Annotated in this window: 16 protein-coding genes and 1 other RNA gene; 7 read left to right on the forward strand and 10 right to left on the reverse strand. The window is 41.9% G+C overall.

The window, feature by feature from the left end; translation table 11 throughout:
• Positions 1–142 precede the first annotated feature (142 nt).
• Positions 143–1,333 carry a serine hydrolase domain-containing protein gene (locus tag GSF13_RS17435; RefSeq protein WP_211866526.1) on the forward strand — a complete coding sequence of 397 codons (1,191 nt, stop codon included), beginning with the start codon at positions 143–145 and terminating at the stop codon, positions 1,331–1,333.
• Positions 1,334–2,162: 829 nt separating this feature from the next.
• On the opposite strand, the gene GSF13_RS17440 is transcribed toward GSF13_RS17435, so the two are convergent.
• Together GSF13_RS17440 and GSF13_RS17445 are read right to left on the reverse strand one after the other, a co-directional pair.
• Positions 2,163–3,059 carry a DUF4365 domain-containing protein gene (locus GSF13_RS17440; RefSeq protein ID WP_211866528.1) on the reverse strand — a complete coding sequence of 299 codons (897 nt, stop codon included), beginning with the start codon at positions 3,057–3,059 and terminating at the stop codon, positions 2,163–2,165.
• A gap of 243 nt (positions 3,060–3,302) precedes the next feature.
• Positions 3,303–4,016, reverse strand: a complete 714-nt coding sequence (locus tag GSF13_RS17445; protein ID WP_211866529.1) for a hypothetical protein — start codon at positions 4,014–4,016, stop codon at positions 3,303–3,305.
• Between the two features lie 159 nt (positions 4,017–4,175).
• Between GSF13_RS17445 and GSF13_RS17450 the strand changes: the two genes are divergently transcribed.
• Together GSF13_RS17450 and GSF13_RS17455 are read left to right on the forward strand one after the other, a co-directional pair.
• A complete protein-coding gene (locus GSF13_RS17450; RefSeq protein WP_211866531.1) occupies positions 4,176–4,727 on the forward strand; it encodes a recombinase family protein in 552 nt (183 codons plus the stop codon).
• A gap of 33 nt (positions 4,728–4,760) precedes the next feature.
• Positions 4,761–5,627, forward strand: coding sequence for an FRG domain-containing protein (locus GSF13_RS17455; protein WP_211866533.1), 867 nt, complete (start codon positions 4,761–4,763; stop codon positions 5,625–5,627).
• Here GSF13_RS17455 and GSF13_RS17460 read toward each other — a convergent pair.
• The 7 genes from GSF13_RS17460 to GSF13_RS17490 form a co-directional block, all read right to left on the reverse strand.
• Complete coding sequence (locus GSF13_RS17460; protein WP_211866535.1) at positions 5,624–6,379, reverse strand: hypothetical protein; 756 nt, start codon at positions 6,377–6,379, stop codon at positions 5,624–5,626. The genes GSF13_RS17455 and GSF13_RS17460 overlap by 4 nt on opposite strands.
• A gap of 55 nt (positions 6,380–6,434) precedes the next feature.
• A complete protein-coding gene (locus tag GSF13_RS17465) occupies positions 6,435–7,301 on the reverse strand; it encodes a DUF2971 domain-containing protein (RefSeq protein WP_211866537.1) in 867 nt (288 codons plus the stop codon).
• Positions 7,302–7,361: 60 nt separating this feature from the next.
• Entirely contained in the window at positions 7,362–8,006 is a 645-nt protein-coding gene (gene gmtX, locus GSF13_RS17470) for a gamma-mobile-trio protein GmtX (protein WP_211866539.1), read from the reverse strand.
• Positions 7,999–10,587 carry an integrase family protein gene (locus GSF13_RS17475; RefSeq protein ID WP_211866541.1) on the reverse strand — a complete coding sequence of 863 codons (2,589 nt, stop codon included), beginning with the start codon at positions 10,585–10,587 and terminating at the stop codon, positions 7,999–8,001. The genes gmtX and GSF13_RS17475 overlap by 8 nt, the downstream gene beginning before the upstream one ends.
• Positions 10,584–12,053, reverse strand: a complete 1,470-nt coding sequence (gene gmtY, locus GSF13_RS17480; RefSeq protein ID WP_211866543.1) for a gamma-mobile-trio recombinase GmtY — start codon at positions 12,051–12,053, stop codon at positions 10,584–10,586. The genes GSF13_RS17475 and gmtY overlap by 4 nt, the downstream gene beginning before the upstream one ends.
• A gap of 184 nt (positions 12,054–12,237) precedes the next feature.
• An RNA gene (gene ffs, locus GSF13_RS17485) (signal recognition particle sRNA small type) lies at positions 12,238–12,334 on the reverse strand.
• A gap of 146 nt (positions 12,335–12,480) precedes the next feature.
• Positions 12,481–13,359: a DUF3014 domain-containing protein gene (locus GSF13_RS17490; RefSeq protein WP_211866545.1), complete on the reverse strand. Its 879-nt coding sequence runs from the start codon at positions 13,357–13,359 to the stop codon at positions 12,481–12,483.
• A 554-nt stretch (positions 13,360–13,913) separates the two neighbouring features.
• On the opposite strand from GSF13_RS17490, the gene GSF13_RS17495 reads away from it, so the two are divergent.
• Genes GSF13_RS17495 through GSF13_RS17505 form a run of 3 tightly spaced genes read left to right on the forward strand, consistent with a single transcriptional unit; the run spans position 13,914 to position 16,850 of the window.
• Positions 13,914–15,053 (forward strand): patatin-like phospholipase family protein, encoded by a 1,140-nt coding sequence (locus tag GSF13_RS17495; protein ID WP_045964207.1) that lies wholly within the window; start codon positions 13,914–13,916, stop codon positions 15,051–15,053.
• A 30-nt stretch (positions 15,054–15,083) separates the two neighbouring features.
• Positions 15,084–16,262 (forward strand): beta-propeller fold lactonase family protein, encoded by a 1,179-nt coding sequence (locus GSF13_RS17500; protein WP_211866547.1) that lies wholly within the window; start codon positions 15,084–15,086, stop codon positions 16,260–16,262.
• 6 nt (positions 16,263–16,268) lie between these two features.
• On the forward strand, positions 16,269–16,850 hold the full coding sequence (locus GSF13_RS17505) for a GNAT family protein (RefSeq protein ID WP_211866550.1): 582 nt from the start codon (positions 16,269–16,271) through the stop codon (positions 16,848–16,850).
• Between the two features lie 79 nt (positions 16,851–16,929).
• Here GSF13_RS17505 and GSF13_RS17510 read toward each other — a convergent pair whose 3' ends face one another.
• Positions 16,930–18,141 (reverse strand): alpha/beta hydrolase-fold protein, encoded by a 1,212-nt coding sequence (locus tag GSF13_RS17510; RefSeq protein WP_211866552.1) that lies wholly within the window; start codon positions 18,139–18,141, stop codon positions 16,930–16,932.
• Between the two features lie 115 nt (positions 18,142–18,256).
• On the opposite strand from GSF13_RS17510, the gene GSF13_RS17515 reads away from it, so the two are divergent.
• Positions 18,257–20,347, forward strand: coding sequence for a winged helix-turn-helix domain-containing protein (locus tag GSF13_RS17515; RefSeq protein WP_206471035.1), 2,091 nt, complete (start codon positions 18,257–18,259; stop codon positions 20,345–20,347).
• Positions 20,348–20,409 lie beyond the last annotated feature (62 nt).

Below are 20,409 nucleotides of genomic sequence, written 5' to 3' on the forward strand. Positions count from 1 at the left end.
AACTCCCTTTGGCAGGGGTAGCAGCGGCAGTAAAGCCACACAAATTAGCTAACTATACATTTTTAAACAAATTAATTTTGAGTAATTCAATAATATTTGAGTCTACAGTGGAGCATTAACAACCAACATAAAGGATTTTGCTTTGCTTATAACAAACTTACAATCATCATTTAAATTCGCTCATTTAGCGTTATTAACCTTACTATTAAGCGCGTGTGGTTCGGATATAACTCAAACTTCGCCCTTAATTGATGAAACTGAGCTCCCTAAAGAAGTAGGTATTGCACAAGATGGTGCATTAAAACAGCATTTAGAAAGTATTCGACAGGCATATAATGTACCTGCAATTACGGCTATGACAGTAAAAGATGGCTTAGTGTACGAAATTGCCAGCACAGGCTATCGTGATATACAAAGCCTTGAGCCTGTAAGCGATAATGATCGTTGGGCGATCGGCTCTGTCGCAAAATCTATGACCGCTTTGCTCGCCGCTCGTTTAGTTGAACAAGGCCTCATTACTTTTGACACTACCGTCATAGATGTATTTCCTGAACTTAAAGGCCAAATTCGACCAGAGCATGAGACAATTACTTTACAGAATCTGTTGAGCATGACATCCGGGTTAAAAAAGGACATAGATGTAAAAAATCAGCAGTGGTACGACAATACCAAGCCTTTAACCGAATTAAGATATGAGCTAACAAAAGAGGTGCTTAATACCGCTGCAGTGAAAACCCGAAGTGAGTTTTGGTATAGTAATGTTGGTTACGTGATAGCAGGACATATGTTAGAGCGAGTCAGCAATCAGACTTGGGAGTGGCTTATTGGCGAAGAAGTCTTTGGGCAATTAGGCATCACTAATTATGGTTTTGGTGAACCGAGCTTTGAGAGCGCAAAGCAGCCTAAAGGGCATATTTACGAAAATGGTCACTGGCATGGGGTAACTGAAGAAAAAAAGCTTGCTCCAAAAGTATATGGTCCTGCCGGTACGGTGAATATAAGTTTACCTGACCTTGCTGTTTATTTTTCTTCGGTATTAGAGGGAATGCAGGGAGGTGACAATATTGTGAGTAAAGAGAGTTACAAAATGTTGCTCTCGCCTTATAGTAAAATTCAAGACAGCCATTCTGAGTATGCGATGGGCTGGTATGTCAAGTCAGATAAAACGGCTTTTGGTCATGACGGCTTTACGGGCGCATTTTCGGTCAGTAGCCTGCTTTATCCTAGTCAAAATAACGCTTATTTTGCGGCAGTGAATGGCGATACAGATAACGCAACCAAAGCACTCTCGCAAGCGTTAGAAGTACTGATGAAAAGAAACTCTATAGAATAGTCAATTTGATAGCGTAGGCAAATGAAGCATCGACGTTATATTCTATTAGGGCCTGAAACCCATCGCGTTTGGTATTCGACGCTGATGCCATATGGGTAAACACCTCAAGGCATAGGGTCAATCTTGTAGAAACTATTAGGGTCAGATCTTGCTTATTGCCTTCATGTTCTTTTCTAAACGAACAACTGCCGTGAATAAGGTTAGGTATGCGCGAGTTTCGACCACAGATCCGTCTTTAGGTTTACAAGTAGCCAAACTTGAGGAAGCGGATTACGACAAAGTGTTTATTAATATGACTTACTTTGTTGATTTGTAGGTCGAATAAAGCGTGCAACGCCGCCACCTGACAAACCTTTTGCACAGCAGTTACACTTTTTTCATAACTCAGTTGGAAAGCGCCTACGACTTTTCCAAGCTATGGGAACACGCTAATAAAGTGTTATTGATCTAACGAGCGAAGAATGAGTGTTTTATTTGATTTAGTTTTTAAATTTAGAAAGATAGGAATTAGTATGTTTTAGTATAGTTTTAAGTACTATCAATAAGACTTACACTTCAAACAACACACTGGAGTTTGTAGTAACTTACAAATTTATAGTGGAAAGTGTACTAAATATACAAAACACAATTAAAACAATAAGATATGGTAGTAAAAAATTAGTACCCCAAAAAAAAAGGGTCACTTACATAACAGTGCAACTGTATTAGGCATTTTGACGTGCTTTGTGCCAAAAACGGATCTTCAACGCCCCCAACACGGACGGCTTTGTAGTGGAGGCGAAGCCACACGAAAAATCGTCACCGTGCTTGGTATTGTTAGAACTAGTGCTCATATGAATTCAGGGATATTTCCCTCATTGTCTATATTGATTACTAAATTAAATAGTTGTGAATCTTTGGCGTGCCAATACTCTTCTTCATCAATAGAAACATGGTCTTTAATTTTTAGCGCCAGTAATGATAGATATTCTTCTAGCTGCTTAACTATCAGCTCAATGTAGTGTTCATGAATATCATAATGATCTCCAAACGCTTTCTGGCTTTCTTTGAAGTATTCATTAATTGGTTTTAACTTCCACTCAATTTGGAAGTGTAAGCATAAGAACCTTATGTTTTCGAAAAAAACCTTCAAATACATAACCCTACCGATGTCCACTCCCATGAAGTAGTCTCTACCTATATTTTCTTCGATAAATTCTTTGTATCTATGACAATTAGACAAGAATGAATTAATATTTAGCTCAAGACTTTTCCATGATTTTTCTGTGAAATATGAAATCAAAAACGCCTCTAGAGATAGCTGGCTTAGACTGTCTTTTTTGTGTACTTTGTATGAGAAATCATCTTGCTTGATGTAACTATAGAAATTTTTTCTAACAGTCGATTTCACGGGAGTGAAAAACACTTCTTCGGAATCGACATCAACTAGGCAAATAAATACCGGAGTCGGAAACTTCATCCAGTAATTTGTTGTTGATATTTTTATCCCTGAGAAGGTGTAGTGATCTGATTTTGTCCATTTTATTGTTCTTATTCCTTTTAGCTGTATAGAAATCAGCTCGCCAGTTACCTGATCATTGTTATCAACTAACTCTATATAGCAATCGATGCCGTAATCCCTCTCCGATACTTCCCTAATAATCCAGTTATCGGGTATATTTCTTGAGAAAATCTTGAAAGATTTTGTTTCAGTTACGTGCTTAGGGTCTCTTTTTGGCAATTGCACTAAGTTTATTTCCTGTAGTTCTAACAATCTCGATCTACGAGCGATTTGGGCGTTTATTTGTCGTGAATCGCCACGAGTTTCTACTTAAGGAATTTTTATCATAGCGGATAACTTATTGCTACAAAAAGCTTTGGGATGAAAACGAACCAAATCGCTCGTTTTCCTGGCTATACGAGAAACTTGTAAATAAACAGCCAAAATTAGGCAAGGTGAAAACCTGCTTCTAGCTATTTCAGGTCATTTCTACCTATTTTGAAGCCTATTCACTATCCACCTATAGCTGCATGGTTTTAACTCAACTAAATCAGCTTCACGCCTTTCTGCATTAAGCGTATCAAGCCGTTCTAGAAACTGGTCATACACCTTCTGATACCTCACCACCGTATGAGTACGAAGGTATTCATTGATCACGTCATCAATGAGGTCATGTACTTCTTGAGGCAGTTGCTTGGTTCGATTGCCTTTGGCTTTATGCTTGGGCATTAGTGCATTTTTATCCCAGCCGCTTTCCACAAAGGTTTTGTTCCAATAGGCTAGCGTTCGCCATGACGGTGGGCTGCTGTCGTTTATCTCCGCCGCCTTCTGGGTAATATACGGGGTTAACCACTTCTCGGTATAGGCTGGAACGCATTGCTCAATTGCGCCTTGCACGTACTTATAACGTCGCTCCATTTCTTTTTTGGACGCAACATCTTCCGTAGTTTCAGCTTTAGGCTTTTTAACGTTACTGAGAGGCTTAAAGGTTAACTTGGTTGGTAGCTCACACCGCGCAATGGTTCTGAGCTGACCGTTTGAAACCAGTTGCTCAAGCCTTGGCTTTTCAAAATTGAACCGCCCACCGCTTTCAATATCTGTCAACACCACATCAGTACCCGCTACGCTTTCAACCGCAAAGTAAGAGCATGAATGCTCCGATAAGCGTTTAACTATAATCAGGTCGGGATTTTGCAAGTCCATTGTGGTGGCATTTCCTAAAACGACGGCAAAGCACAAGTTCAAATAGCGTATACCCTAATTGAACATCACCAAAACAGACTAAAAGTGTTCATTTAGGGTGGTTTAAGGCGTTAGTACGCACTATGTTTATTTAGTCTAGATGCTAAATGAACAATTGCCATGAGTAAGATTGGATATGCGCGAGTTTCGACCACAGATCAGTCTTTAGATTTACAAGTAGCCAAACTTGAAGAAGCGGGTTGTGGCAAGGTGTTTACCGATATAGCTTCAGCGTCGAACACCAAACGCGAAGGGTTTCAAGCCCTACTTAACTACCTTCGTGCTGGTGACACCTTAATTGTGACTCGAGTCGACCGTATCGCTCGTTCCGTACTCGACTTACAAACCTTAGTGAACCACCTAAAATCCAACGATATTCAGCTAAAAGCGCTAGAGCAGCCCATCTCAACCGAATCAGCTTCAGGCAAAGCCTTTTTAGATATGCTTGCCGTATTCGCTGAGTTTGAACTCAATATCAGAAAAGAGCGCCAACTCGAGGGCATTGCAGCCGCTAAAAAAGCGGGTAAATACAAAGGCCGCAAGCCAATATCTGAAAACGTAAAACTTGATATCCATCGCTTGTACAAGCAAAATCAACCTATTACAACAATCGCTAGAGAGCTAAAGCTCTCAAGGAATACAGTTTATAAAGCTATTAAATCAAAAGAATAGCTTTTAGTGGTAGACAATTATAAGGAAAATTTAGTGATTTCAAGTGTGGGGCAATTCTTAGATCTGATAGCAGACCATGATATCGATTTTTGGTACCGAGGTGTTGGTAATCTCAACTTCAAACCCAGTTCACAAGTTGAATGGCGTGGGCTAGATAAGACGAAAGAAGACACTGTTGCATATAGGTTTCTCCGTGATTACGGCAAATACTCAGAAACAGAGAGCCACAACCCATGGAAAGTTTACGCTCTTATGCAACATCATGGTCTGCCAACTAGGCTACTAGACTGGTCACGTTCGCCTCTGGTCGCATTGTTCTTCGCTGTTACCCAAGAGCCTCTATCTGAAAAAGGTCAAAGGGCAATATGGGTTCTGGATCCACACGCCCTAAATAAATTAGTGACAGGATTGAATTTGATATATTGCCCTTCGCAAATGGGCAACAGAAGAGTTTTTAACGCTCATGAAGTAGGAGACCCTGATTATATCGCTGAAGGTGGCTTGTTATGGTCTAACTTTGAAAAAAGTGATGGCGAAACAAGTGATGTTGAATCGTACTCTTTAGATGAGTATTTACCATATCCCCTCTTTTTGCTTTCACCATCAAATTCTTTAAAGTCGTTTACTTGGGAGTATCCGCTGGCAATTGAAGCTAGTTCTTTAGATGGCAGAATGGATTTGCAGCACAGTGCATTTACGATTCATGGCAACAATAATGAACCATTAGATATATTTTTAAAAAGGCACAACCGAAGCGATATTTTAAAATGTATACATATTGAAAAAGGGGCTGAACACGCAATCCTAGCTCAGCTAAGCAAATGTGGGATCAATAGAGAAAGCATCTTTCGAGATTTAGATTCACTGTGTAAGCGGATTATTGCTGATGTTTTGGATTAATTTTGAATACAAGTTCTGCAACTTTCAGTTAAAGAGATAAAAGTATTGTGCATATACCTACTACATTGCGGAGTGCAAACCGCTCTTTTACTTCTTACACGTACCAATTTGCTCTTCATCAAAGGCTCTATGATATTGTTCCTAATTAACAACTGGTTGATAGCTAGACTTAACCGATTATCTTCACTGTTGATTTTCTTTTTATACTCTTGAAGGAACAATCTAAAGTCCATACAAATAGCTACCAGAACTTTTGTTTCGTCAATTAACTTATCCTTATCTGGTATGGTAGAGTAAACTCCTATTTGAGAACTTGTTATAAGGATGTCATCTTCTAGCCTCTTGATAGAAGTAGCTCTGCTTTCGAGTTCCTCCGAGTTAGTAAGATTATCAGCAAGGCCAGCTACAGTTAGCAGATCTTTAATCACTGAAAAGACCTCATTAAGGATTTCAGATTCCCAGCTTGGTAATTGGTTAAAAACCAAATCATGGTATAAATCATTCTCTTTATTTTGATAATACTCTCTTTTAAATTTCAAGTAAGTGAATACACTTGCAAAAACAGCTACTACCGTGAAGAGCCCGCCTATAAAACTCCCCCAACTAGCCAACCTGTTAGAAACCTCAGTTTCCATTAACAAAATGCTTAAGGAGCCAGAAAATAGAAAAACTAAAAGAATAAAAACGGCGTAAACCTGCCAGAATGGACTTTGGTCATTAAGGTTATAAATCCATCTTGACACAACATTCACAGCACCATCCCCCTAAAATGTCTTACAATAAGTTTGGTTTAAAAAGCTTCTTAAACTAGTTAAAATCAGTGATACTCAATATCCTCCGTTTTATGTTGTGATACCCCTCAACATAAAAAGGTGAAGCGTTTCTCCAAAATATCTTGCCCAGGGTTAAACCTCTATAGTGAGCATCGCTCTTGTAAGCTTTTACCGCTTCAATGTCGTCGATACATGCGAAAGAACCAAAACACACTGCCTTTAGCGAGCTTTCAAAGTTCAGATATATTGCATCGGCTTTATCTGAAAATGTTACAAGTCTAAACTCATTCTCACAATTCCAAGGTGTAGACTTTTGGAACAGCATTAGTTCAGCATTACTTGGTTGCATCATATGCTCTTTGCAATAATTCAACGAGCCAATTTCATCATATCGCTCTGGAAAATATTGGTACTGAGGTATTGCATTTGAATGACCCAATGACCTGTCAATATATTTAATAGGCCCACTTAGAGCGTTGCCCCCGTATTGCTCGGAAAAACGCGCTAATAGCTCTTTCTTATCAAAAACCAAACATACCCCTGTATTAGCCTTCCCATAATAATGCCACATTTGAGGGTTGTTGAACCCACAGCGGTTTATATCTAGTATAATTTTGCTCGGAGGGTTTTCTTGAAGTTGATCTTGTGTAAAACAAGTCACCCTTACAACTTTCTTGAGCTCTTCAGCTGCTCTAAGGCCATGTTTTAGGCCATATCTTTCGTGATCATTCGTGTAAGCACTCAGAAACCAAGTTTTACAATCCTTTGGATCATTTGCTTTATGAAGAGAGTTTAGGAGTAAGCGATTATCTTTAAGAATATAGTCACGAGCCGTGTCAATGCTTGTGTAGTGATACAGAAACCCATCACCTGAATCGGCATCTCTGAAGTTTTGCGTCATCGATATCCTTTACTAGCCAATTTCACTATGTATTACACACAATAATACAAAGATTTTAACTTAGGCAATTAAAAATTTTTTTATCCCATTCACATACCCGCGCTTATAGATCTCGTTTCCCTCAGCATCTTTGACTTGCCCCGTGGGCATAACTTCCCAGCCATGTTTATTGAAAAACGCATCAGAAATTGCGGCTTTAATGGCTTCAACTTCCAGCGGTACCAGTTGTTTGTTTTCAAGTGTGGTGTTGGTTTTATCGCCTTTGGTTCGGTCAATAAACAAGTCTGAGTTGGCTTTGAGCGTATTGAGTTGGTCACGGTATTTGTTCCGTTCGGCAATCAGTGAGCCTACAACGGCTCTAATCACAGGGTCGTCGATAGCGTCTAGAATATGTTGGTCGTTGCTGTTCAATAGCTGTTTTTGGCGCACTGAGAGCGGCTTTTTACACGTTGTGCCTGCATAGGCTGCCCAAGCCTCAATTAATTGCTGAAAATGCTTTCCTGTGCGATTACGGATGGTTTGTGTTGATGGGCCGCCTTGCTCTTTTGACAACCGCCCGATCGTTGCCATGGAAAAGTCGAGAGGCGTTATCTTACTTTGTTGTTCAAGTACCGCATTCAATACCGTTAAAGCATTAGCGGTTCTTGTGGTGGCGCTTGCGCATAGCTCTTGCAGCACTAGGGTTGGGTCAACTGGTTTAGCCATTTTTCTTCACTCCTAAAGTGGCTGTTGCCATGTTTGCTAATGTTCTGATGCTAATGCCTGTATTACTTTCAATCGCTTGTACACCTTGCTCGAGTAGGCCTGCGTCTTTCAAGTAAGCTTCAGTATCAAGGTAAGTTGAAAGCATTGTCATGGCTTTGCTTTTGTCTGGCTCTTTAGTCGCATTTAGCATGGCATTGATCATCACATTACCAAGCTTAAGCTGCGCTTCGTCGTCGAGCTGCATCAGGATTGGTTGGTAGCCCATGCGCATCAGCATGGTGTTTAGCATGTTTGATCTGTGATTAATGGCCGTGGTTTTCTTTAAATCGTCTTTTAAGTCTGCAAATACTTCTGCGTCATCGCAGATTTGAATCAGCTGCCTAAATTCAGATTTCGTGTCTAAAAAGCTAAAAAATGGTGATATGTCTTGTGCCGAGCCAAGCGCAATTACTTTGTCTTTGTGGTCGTGCTCTTCACGGTTTTGCTCAATGCTTAGTACCTTACGGATCACCTGAAAACATGCTACTAAGTCTTTGCAGTATTCATCGGCTTCGGTTTTGTGTCGCTCAATACGCCTGTCTATGCTGCTTAGTTGGCCGCGCTTGCTAAATAGAGTGCTGTTTACCTCGCAAAAATATTCTTCATCCAACAAACTAGCTTGCTCGCCCTCAAGTTCCGCAGCAATTTTAGCCGCTTCTGTGGCGTGATAACTTAGGTTGTTAAAGTGAGCCGTAAGCGATTGAATATAGCGAATGCTGGTAATAAACCAGCGACAGCGAATACAGTTCTCAATGCCATGGGGTACTGGCGCGTGTAGATCGGCTTGGTTTCGATTCGCTTTTTTTAGTTTATCGCCGCCATTCCAGCACCCAGCAATAGAGGCATGTTCAACCAAGGGCGAGGTGTTGCCTCCTGCTAAACAAATGCCTATCGACTTTTCTTGCCACCCAGCAGGGTTACGCACTCTCAATGCGGTTTGTAGCGATTCAATGTCTTTAAACGCGGCTTGCAGGCCGATTTCTTCAATGGATTTATTGGCTAGGAATGACTGTAAACTATCGTCTTCTTTGTCGATTATTTTGCCTTCGGCCTCGCGCATTTTCTTGGCCATCATCACAGGCGTGAGCTTAGTGTAGTGCAAAGTCATGATCAAACGACTGTGGCCAACCAACAGCTTTGATAATATCGGTGTGGGTATTTCCCCCTCAATGGCGTAGCAAGTGATCAAAGAAACGCGTAATGCATGCAAAGGAAATAGCGGCCTTCTGGCATTTTTAGGGTCTACAAAATGTACTTTGGCACCATCTCTTAAAGTATGCTCTTTTTTCGCCACATCGTGCTCGAGTTGGGCAAGCAAAGCCACCCAAAGCGCGTTAACATAACCATCTGTAATTGGCATGCGCCGTTCGCGCTTACGATACGCAGCGGCATTGCGAAACAAAAAGCAAATATCACCAATTTCACTGCGCTGAATTTTGGTTTTAGTGCTACCAAAGTGCTTGTAATCTAAGTCGTAAATTGACGTGGGCTTGTTGATTGGGTTGTACTTTTCTTGCCAGTTTCTGAGCTTTTCAAGCCAATACAACACCTCTTCGTGTTGCCATGGGATCACGTATCCCCGAGTTATTTCGTCTTTGTTTCTATCTGCGGTTTTATTGGTGTTTATATACATACCCGTCATCACATCACCAATATCTGGCGTAATAATGCGGTGGAATACCCCTTTTTGCCATGGGCGCTTATCGCTGCCTTCAGCAAAATGATGTTGCTCATTCATTTGCCACTCACCATTGCTGTAACGCCACGTATCAGCCTCACCCGAGTCCAGCATTCGCACTTGAAAGGTTCGTAAAGGTAACTGCAATTTAAGGTATAAAGCCATAGCACGAACGGGCGGCCAAATTAAGTAAATGCTGTCACCCTTTTCTAGGGTTCTCAGTGCACCATCTATTCTTATTTGCCGCTGTTTATCTAGCGTGTGTTTTTGCCAAACACAATCGGGATCTGCTTTGTCTATCGCCGACTCATCAACCAAAATCCAGTCTTTTAAATATCGAGCGTTGGTGAAGAAGATCTCACTGTAGTCGATGGCCCACAGCCATTGTTTAAAGTGGCCTCGAGGCGCAGGGCATAATATGCTGCGCAATTGCTTAATATAGGCGTAGGGTAAAGCGTTGTAGACAGTCTCCTGCCTTCTTACTGGGTTTTGCTCTTTGTTAAAGGGGTTTTGGAATAGCGGCACAGGATCGCCATTGTCATCAGGCTCTGAGTAGTAGGTGCTAATTATCCAATCAATAAAGCTACATACTTCGTTATTTTGCCTAACACGGTAGCCTTCATTCAGCTCAAACGGCATAAGGAACTTGTTGTAATCTTGCTCTGCCAGTGTAAATAACTCAATGGGGTCGGTAATAAATCGCGGTACTAGGTACTCATCTAAAAAGCGTGCGATAGCTGCGCGTGAATGGTCAATGCCATATTGCTTTTGTTCAAGCCAAGTAGAGGCCAGCTCCCGCCATGTTTCCCAGCCTGAGCCATTTTTCTTAATAAACCAATTAAACTCATAATCCTGTGTTTTCATGGTTTATATCTCCTTAATTTAGGATACTTACCGCTAAATAGCCCATCAGGGTCAATATCTTCAAAGCCCGATTCCATCACGTTTTGCCAGCTCACGCTGACGTCTTCTTTAAACTCGGCATAGTGTTGACCATCAAGGTTTTTTGACGCTCTTTCACATGCAATCGTAACGTCTCTAATACTGGGCTGGGTATAAACGGCTTGTGATAATAACGAAGCATGGTGGAGTGCCTTTTTGATCAGCCTTGGATCAATGCCCGCGCTCGACATACGTCTGCCATAAGCATGACGATGGGCATGCGGGGTTCGCCCTTCGGGTTTTGACACGACAAGGCTGATACGGGCCATGGCCGCTTTATAACTTTGGTTAAACGCGTTTAGGGTGAGTGATTGGCCTTCATGCGTTTGTGAAAAAGACACAAATGCGTAAGGGTGCATTCTTGGTAACGGTAAAAGGTAAAGTAAGTATTGCTGCCACAACTTGGCAAATAGCTCACCGTAAAAGGCAGGAAACCAGTGCAGTTGAATGTAGTTTTCGTCATCATCAACCACTTTGGTTTTCCAGCCAATTCGGGCGGTACCCGTCATACGGTTACGAGGAATTAGGTTGAAGTTCTCAGCCAAATACGCTGCGCGTGTTTTTTGCCGTTTGCGGCCAGTCCAGTTATTTGGTGCTCTGCCATCTTCGGGGTGATACAAACGTACTATCACACCACTTGGGTTTTCTGGGTCGTAAAACACATCATCCACCCAAAGGTGCAAAGCATCACTTTCGCGTACACCGGTGCAATGCATCAGCAGCACAATAAGCTGATCACGCAGTGCCACGCGCTTATCTCTGGCTTTGCCTAAACCTTGAATAAAAAAGGGTTTAAAGAGCTTTTCTGGAAATGAAATGGCATCACCGTCAACCTTAAGCACATCCTTTTTACCACGTATCTTGCGCACGGTTTTAAGCACACTGGGTAAAGGGTTGCTTTTGATATGGCCTAAAAAGTTGTACTGATTGCGTTTGTACCATGCAGCATAGTTAAGGCGTTCTTGATGAGAGCTGGCTTGTTCAAATGGATTTAAGCTAGTTGTATTTCTGTTATTGGCGAGCCAATCCGTTAAGCCATTTAGCGCAGATAAAAGTTGATTTACGTTTGCTGTAGAACGAGGTAACCAATATAAACCCGATGGATCATTCCCTTCTGGGCTAATGGTACCCAGTGACAAACGCATTACAAATGATTGAAATAACTTGCTGGCGTCTGAAAATAATCCTGTGTTGGCTTCCATGTACTCGAGTAACAATTGGCAAGCAAACGTAATGCGATTCATCCATGGCAAACTTTTAATGTGCGACTGGCTTATAACGTAATCAAGTAAGGGATCGAATACGCCATATTCGCTAAGCAACACAGGTACTTCAATCAATAAGCCTGAATTATCTGTTTTAACCTGCGCAAGAACTTTGACTAACACGGTAACTAAACCAATTAGTGCTGAAGAGTTTTAGTAGATTAGTATAAGAAGTGCTATTGATCTAATGAACTAAGAATTAGTTTTTTACTTTAAAAGAATAGGAATTAGTATGTTTTAGTATAGTTTTAAGTACTATCAATAAAACTTACACTACAAACAACACACTTGGAGGTTTGGGTGGCAGTCTTACCAGCCACATCCCGGCACACAAGTCATACGCTGTGGCTGCTTCGTTCCCGACCTGACCAGATTCACGTACTATTGTTGCGAGAGGACCAATAAGACTACCATTGAGGGCCTTGTTTGGCGCGGAAAGAATTATCTCGAAGATTGCAGGGGGATGCAAGGGAAAAGTCAAAAAGCTTGGCTAACTGGGTGATGTTTAAACAGTTTGCCAAGCTTTTGTGGATTTTATGAGGCTGTGCGCTTATTTGTTCAACGCAATTTTAATTTCTTCTAGGCGCTTTTTCACTTTCTTCATGTTTTCTGGGCCCATTCTTAAAAACTGTTTTTGCGCCGAAGAAAGTTGCTCCCATTCTGCATAAGCATATTTGTAGGTAACTGAGTCTTTTACCAAAGGCAATGCGGTGTCTGGAATGGGTGTTGCCAACAACTCGTCGATTGCGTCAGTTAACGTGCCGTTGAATGCATCTCCTTCGTAGCCTATTTCTTCGTATGCTTCTTCAAATAAAGGTTTGTATTGGTCGTATAGTCTAACCACTTGCGCGGTGCTCATGGTGTCGAACATGGCGACATAAGGTGTGTAACGCTCGTAGCTGTTAGGATCAGTAATAATAATGTCGTCATCAATTACGCTAAAGCCATCTTGCGGCTTCACCACTGGTGCGTGGTTTTCTGCCACTTTACCCTTTGCTAGGTTATCTACATAAACCACCGTGCGGCGGATCACGTCGTCATCTGCCAGCAATTTTACCGCTTGATTAGAGAGATAATTTGATACTGCTTCTTTAATTTCGGTATCACTTTGAGAAAGCGGCGGTAGTGTTACTTCAGGTTCAACCGGTTCTACTTGCTCTGGCTCGATTTGCTCTCGTTGCGGTGGCAAGGTTACTTCAGGTTCAACCACTTGCTCTGGTGGTGTTTCTCTTGCGGTATTAACCAGTGGCGTTTCTGTTTGTTCAGGCACAACAATATCTTGTTTGACCTTTTGGTTTTCCGTCGATGGAGTGTCTTTTTGTGCTAGCACAAACACAGCCACAATAATCAACGCTAGTACAACTATCGCGGCAAATAACAACTGGCTGTTAGAAGGTCTTTTATTACCTTCTTGATGGTTCTCTGACATGGGGACTCCCTCTTCGTCATTGTTGATACGCGTTAATGTAAAACTATCACCAAATACTTGACTAATAACTTAATGCGCGCTGAAACCCTAAAAAAATGCGTTGTGGTGCAAACTCCGGCTACACCTTGTTCAAACATTTGATCTTAATAAAAATACTTGAGCACCGAACTTAAGTTCAGTACATTGAAGTTAAGCTAAATCGCCACTTTATTAAATACAAAATCGCGCCAATTAGCGACTAAATTAAACCGCTAGTTTGTTAAAATTTGTTTGTGCCACCATAGCGCTTTAGTGCTTAAATTTCAAAATAATAGCCTAATATGTTGCGCGAGTATGTGCACTCAGACAACTTGGGTTTTAGCTAGGTTCAACTAGAATAAATAATACAACCTAAAAGCGGCTTAAGGGCAGAGTGGCACTTTACTACTAAAAATAACGCATTTACTGGAGTTATCAACTCTTTGCACCTAAAGCATTACAACATCAACAAAGATAAATAACGCATAAAAAGACCAAATTTAAATTAAGCAAATTTAACAGCAGGATGGCCTCTTTTGAGAAAGCATAGAACGAGTGATAAAAAAATTGCCTTACTACTGACTGGAGGTGGTGCAAGAGCCGCTTATCAAGTTGGGGTATTAAAGGCGCTTGCGCAAAGTATGCCTCGTACTTCTCCCCTCCCCTTTGAAATCATTACTGGTACCTCTGCCGGTGCAATTAACTCGGCGGGGATTGCCTGTTACGCATCTTGCTTTCACCTCGCGGTGAAAAAAGTGGAATATATTTGGAAGAACTTTAGCACCGACATGGTGTACAAAAGCTCGTTTACTGGTGCATACGGCCATTTATTTGCCAATATGATGCGCAGCTTTCAAGCGCAATACCTTAATCAGCCACCAGCCAGCTTGTTAAATAACTCGCCGCTTCGAAAGCTGCTGGCCAATGTACTTGATTTAAATCGCATCGATCACAATCTACACCGCCATTATCTTGATGCCATCGCGATTACGGTTTCGAGCTATTCTACTGGTAAATCTGTGGCGTTTTATCAGGCGAACAATGCTGAACCTTGGCAGCGCTCAAAGCGCGAAGGTGTTCCGGGCACGATTTCGCTCGACTTACTCATGGCAAGTTCGGCTATACCTATGGTGTTTCCAAGCGTGCGCGTTAAGCATCATTACTATGGTGATGGCTCTATCCACCAGCTTTCCCCGCTTAGCCCTGCCATTCATTTAGGTGCGGATAAAATCTTTGTGATTGGTGTTGAGCAGCCTAAACTGCCACAGCCGCTCGGCTATGAGCCGCATTTTCCAGGAATGTCTGTGGTCGCCGGTCACCTGCTAGACAGTGTGTTTAGCGATACCTTAAATTCAGACATCGAACGGCTCGACCGCGTCAACCGTACGGTAAGCTTGCTACCGGCCAGAGAAAAGCACAAAGAGCTTAGACGAGTAGATCATATGCTCATCAAGCCAACGGTTAATTTTAATGAAGTCGCAGATCATTATTACGAAGATATGCCGTTGGCAATCAAGCTGTTGCTCAGAACCATGGGGGTTAAAAAGCATTCTCCGTCGAGTTTAACGAGTTACTTGCTGTTTGAGCGTACTTATACACAAAAACTCATTGAGCTTGGATTTGAAGACGGCATGAACCGCTTGGACGAAATGAGAGAATTTTTGGAACTCAAGTAAGATTTATCATAATAAAAATAGGTAGTAAAGATGTATAAACCTACTATAAGCGCACTTATGCTTATCGCACTTGGGTCAATTTCATTTAGCGCACACAGCCACACGTTCGACGTTGTTCAAACCATCCAAAATAACACTGCTGGGTTTAGCGGCTTAGATAATCCAAGGCAGCTGCGTTTTAATCACCAAGGTACGCAGGCCGTTGCAGTAAGTGGCGACGATAACGCAGTGGTTACATTTACGCTTGATGCAAATAAGCAGCTAGTCCAAAATCAACTCTTTCAATCGAGCGATGCGCAACCGCTTTTACTTACTGGCGCATCCGATGCGGTATTCGTAAATAGCAATCTCATTCTTAACACTAGCTTTTACGATGGTGCATTAAATGTGTTTGCAAAAGATAAAACGGGTAAGTTTAACCTTGTGCAAACCTTTTCTGACGAAGTGTCTTACAAAGTGGTGTTTGATCCAACCAAAAATGCCTCAGATCATGACACCCTTAGCTTGTTTGCACCTTGGAAAATTAGTTTAAGTGGCGACAAGCGCTATGCATTTATCCCAAGTTTTAAAAGCAATACCATCACTGCTTTTAGGATCACGCCTACAAACAGCGTGACGTGGCTAGGCCCTATTGATAGCGCTGAGCAAACTGATATGGGTGGGCCTGTGGATGTGCTAGTAAGTAAAGAGGCTAACGCGCTTATCGTTGCAGGTTATGAAGGCGATGTCATTACGCTATGGCAACAGACAAATGGTACTTATACTGTTAAGCAGCGCATCGTTAAAAACGACACTAACTTGCTCGCACTCAGTAAACCACAAGCCTTAGTTGCAAGCTCAGATTTCACTGTTTTTTATGTTGCAGCGGCGGGCAGTAACAGCATTTTAGCCTTTGAGCGTCAACAAAATGGTCAATATCATTTACTCCAGACCATTGATGCAAACCAAGTTGGCAAGCCACTTAACGGTGTCTCCACCTTGTTACTTGCTGCTGATGGCAAAAGGTTGTTCGCAGCCTCAGAGAGTAGCTCTGGTATTGCAGAGTTTAGCGTTACCGCAACGGGCAAGCTCACACATATCGCAACTTTTGATGATTTGACCAATCCTTTAGCCAATATATCGGCCTTGGCTTTTGTAACTGACCCAAATCACTTAGCTGTATCTCTTGCAAAACAAGATACCGTCAAAATACTCAAAATAAGGAAGTAGTACCGCATGTGGCCAGCTAATAAACCACTGATAGGACAGCATGTCACCCTTGAACCATTATCAACAACCCATATTAATGCCCTGCAACAAGCAGTAAAAGATGGTGAAGCTTGGAAGCTTTGGTATGCCAATGTACCCAATCCAGACGATATGGAACGCTATGTTAACACTGCGATAAGCCAAGGATCTGAAGGCAACCTTGCGTATGCAGTAAGGCTAAATAGCAGCAACGAAATTGTGGGAACCACCCGCTATTACAATGCAGATATAGCCAATCGCCGTGCCATGCTTGGCTATACTTGGTACAGCGATAAAGTACGTCGAACAGCGGTTAACACGGAGTGTAAGCTTTTGCTGTTACAGCAACTTTTTGAAGATTTTGACGCCATTGCCGTTGAATTTAGAACCCACTTTTTTAATCATGCCTCTCGCAATGCGATTGAGCGGCTTGGCGCCAAACTCGATGGTATCTTGCGCAGCCACCAGATCGGTAGAAACAGCGAGCTAAGAGACACTGTTGTGTATTCGATTATCGCCTCAGAATGGCCCACCGTTAAGCAGCATTTATTGAGCAAGCTTGACAGGTAGTAAAAGCATAAAAGATCGCAGGGTGAACCTGCTCCTACTTTGTGTTGTAGGAGACGCTTTACGCGGCGATCTGTATAGCTTACTGCACGATTTTGCTTTTTGCTTGGGCTATCATGCTTTCAAAATAATCATATACTGACGGGTCGTCGACTTGCTGTGCTTTCGCAAGTTGCAAGGCGTGATTAAAGCTTTTCAACGCCTTGTTATACGCTTTATTCTCTAAATATCCATGGCCTAGGCTTGCATGCGCATAAGACGAGTCGGGATAACGCGTGACAAATGCATTTAAAGTCGCAAGTGCAGCGTCTACACGTTTATGGCTGATTTGCGCGTCAGCAAGTGCTCTGTATATAGACTCTGGCACTAACACATCAAACTCATAGCGCTTAGAGAGCTTTAGATAATAATCTTCAATATCAGAGATATGCGCATATTTTCCTGCTTCTTCATTAAGCTCAAAATAAAAATCATCAAAAAGTTTTGTTAGTCCTTCATAGAGACTTGGGTAGAACGTAGTTTGATGCGTTTCCAATTCTTTGAGGCTAAATTGCCAATTTACTTCTTTTGATCGAAGTGCTTTCAGGTTTGACGCAACTCGCATACCGTTGGTGTAAAAGTCGCCTCCTTCCCCTGCGATACTAATATACAGATTGCGACGTAAATCATGTGCTGAGTTGCTAAGTGCTTTAAACTGCTGATCGAGCTCTTCCTCACCCCACCAACCTGGCGGGCTAATAAGCAGATAATTAGTAAATATCTCTGGCTTATTTAGAAAGGTGTGTAGTCCGTAGATCCCACCATTGGAATACCCTACTAACGTACGATTAGGTTTGAGTAAATATTGTGACTCAATGAAAGGAAATAACTCTTGAGTTAAGAAGGCTGTAAACTCGGTTGTCTTGCCAAATTGAGGAAACTTCTCTTTAATCCAGCGCTGTCTATCACTTTGAGCCTCACCGTTAATTGGCGGTAAGTAGTCTCTTGTTCTCACCGTGGTTTTCAACCCAACAACGATGGTAGCTGGTATTTTTCCAGTGCTAACCAAAGACTCCACAATGCCCACGGTTTGGGTAAAAAAGAATTCTGCATCGAGTAAGTACAACACTTGATATTGTTTCTTAGGGTCATAATCATTTGGCGTATAAACCATGACCTCCCTATTCTCACTTAATATCTTAGATGCAAAAGTTATTTTAGATCCAATCGTGATGGCTTGTTGTTCTAATGTTTGCCCATACACCTTGCCCAATGCTGCAAGTAGCATTAACAATAGCAAAATAATAAAACGCATGACTTTCCTTTTTAGTTTATTTTTATCAGTGTGTTACATTAGAAAAAAACAGGGCGATAAAACAGCAAAGTTTGCTGATTTTTCGCTGATAATTCGCTGAAAAAAGAATTTTAAAATGGAATTAAAGCAGTTTTTGATTGCAGAGCACCTTGTGGATGTAAACCGCAATCATATTGTTATCGACCAACAGACTTATGCGCTCCCCCCTAAAGCAATAGCGGTGCTTTGTGAATTGGCAAAACAACCCAGAGAAGTAGTGAGCTTTGAGCAACTACTTAACACCGTTTGGCACGACAGAGTTGTTTCTCCCAATACATTGCAGCGCTGCATTTTCCAAATTCGCCAAGTATTCAAATATGCTGATAGTGAGTTAGAGTTTATAAAAACGCACAGTAAAAAAGGCTATAGTTTAGAGGCATCCGTTACGTCGACAAGCGATAAGCCGAGCGCGCATAAAGCGACTCAAAAATCTCGCCCACGCGCTGCAAAATTTGGGGTGGCGGCACTAGTGGTAGTTATCACGGCTTACCTCTTTACTATTATAATTGCACCCGAAACCGCCCCCAGAGTACCTATTCAACCTACTTTTACTCCAATGACCACAAGTGACGCATGGGATGCAAATGCCAGCTACTCACCCAATGGACAATGGATTGTTTTTCAGCGCTTTAGCGATAATTGCCATAGTCAGCTTTGGGTCAAAAATCTAGCCTCGCACAAAACCTCTCGTTTAACCGCTCGCCAGGGCGTGTACGGAAAACCAAGTTGGTCACAGGACGCAAAGCAACTAACTTTTACCGAACGGAGTCATTGCAAGGCTCAAGAGACGTCTCCCTTTTGCTGGTCTTTAAACACACTAAATGTCGATACTGCAATCAACTCACCACAAAATCCACATGCCGTTATTGCTTGCCAAGAAAAGCCCATATGGCGTCCAAATTGGATGAAAAATGGCGAGATCAGTTACTTATCTCATTTACGTCCCAAACAAGCAGTGCCCTACCTTTTTGATTTAAAGACAAAAAAAAGCCGCACTACCGAGTATATGCCAAACTTTGAAAACTACACTCTTGACTATCTTGCAGATAAAAATGTTTTCGCAATGGTAAGCATTGATGAGCACAACTCTCATCACCTGAATATTTACAATCCCGATAAGACACCAACGATCACGGCAAAGATATTACTACCGCACGAATTGTCACCATTACAGCCAATTGAAGTCAGTTATCATCCAAGCGGCGAGTATTTGCTCGCATCGACGACTAATGGACTTTATAAACTGCAAACCAACGGGAGAATGGTTGCACTTGATACTGGGGGTAGAAAAAATCTAAGGGAGGCTTCTTTTTCAGCTGATGGAAAACAGATTTTAGCGACACAGATAAATGCCGATACCGATATTTTTACATTAAGTCTTGCTCAAATACGAAATCACCAAACCACTGCGGCAGCAAAGATAGCCAGAACAACAATGAAGGAAGACAACCCTCAGTTTCAACCTTATGGTGATCATATTGCTTTTACGTCTACACGTACTGGTTCAAGGCAATTATGGCTTTATAATGACCAAGGTGTTGCACAGCTTACCGATTCACAGCAAGACAATATCAGCAAACGAATTGTGTGGTCTCCTGCGGGTAATGAGATAGCGGGCACAACACAACAAGGACTCACTATTTGGTCTTTAAATGGTGAGAAAACCCTCATTGCTAATTCGCTTGCCATTGATTCTGTCCTGCAGTGGCTAACGCCGAAAACGTTGTTGGTCACAGCAAGGGAGAATGGAAACGCGGGGCTTTACATTCTTAATAAAGATACCAAAGAGGCCTCACTCATTGTTTCTGAAAATGTAGTTTGGGCCACGCAAGTAGATAGTGAGCATTTTCTGTATCAAGATATGAATCAGCGTTTTTGGCTTGTTAACACAAACACAGATCCTATACCGACTGAGATCAATGCGTTACGCGCTCAGTTAGCGCAGCCATTTGCCGTTTATAAAGATGGTATATTGTACGGCGTAAACAACGACAACCAGCTATGGTCTTATCATCTCAGTACAGGGATATATCAACGCCTTGCAGAGGTACCCAGTAACAGCCGTTACTTGGCAGATTTTAACGGTGAAACCTTTTTGTTTACTCAAATGCATTTGTTACAAAAGCATATCGTGTCATTTAATACACCTGATGATCAAGGCACATAGATAGAGCAAGAACGCAGGCCTACTCCGTGTTGTAGGAGACGCTTTACGCGGCGATCTGTTAA

Source organism: Pseudoalteromonas sp. M8 (genome assembly GCF_018141365.1).
In the GTDB taxonomy this organism is placed as follows: Bacteria; Pseudomonadota; Gammaproteobacteria; order Enterobacterales; family Alteromonadaceae; genus Pseudoalteromonas.

Excerpts from the sequence above, each read along its gene's own strand:
- GSF13_RS17510 (WP_211866552.1), bottom strand. The coding sequence starts at position 18,141 with ATGCGTTTTATTATTTTGCTATTGTTAATGCTACTTGCAGCATTGGGC.
- GSF13_RS17450 (WP_211866531.1), top strand. The coding sequence starts at position 4,176 with ATGAGTAAGATTGGATATGCGCGAGTTTCGACCACAGATCAGTCTTTA.
- gmtX (WP_211866539.1), bottom strand. The coding sequence starts at position 8,006 with ATGGCTAAACCAGTTGACCCAACCCTAGTGCTGCAAGAGCTATGCGCA.
- GSF13_RS17465 (WP_211866537.1), bottom strand. The coding sequence starts at position 7,301 with ATGACGCAAAACTTCAGAGATGCCGATTCAGGTGATGGGTTTCTGTAT.
- GSF13_RS17490 (WP_211866545.1), bottom strand. The coding sequence starts at position 13,359 with ATGTCAGAGAACCATCAAGAAGGTAATAAAAGACCTTCTAACAGCCAG.
- GSF13_RS17505 (WP_211866550.1), top strand. The coding sequence starts at position 16,269 with ATGTGGCCAGCTAATAAACCACTGATAGGACAGCATGTCACCCTTGAA.
- GSF13_RS17445 (WP_211866529.1), bottom strand. The coding sequence starts at position 4,016 with ATGGACTTGCAAAATCCCGACCTGATTATAGTTAAACGCTTATCGGAG.
- GSF13_RS17515 (WP_206471035.1), top strand. The coding sequence starts at position 18,257 with ATGGAATTAAAGCAGTTTTTGATTGCAGAGCACCTTGTGGATGTAAAC.
- GSF13_RS17475 (WP_211866541.1), bottom strand. The coding sequence starts at position 10,587 with ATGAAAACACAGGATTATGAGTTTAATTGGTTTATTAAGAAAAATGGC.
- GSF13_RS17500 (WP_211866547.1), top strand. The coding sequence starts at position 15,084 with ATGTATAAACCTACTATAAGCGCACTTATGCTTATCGCACTTGGGTCA.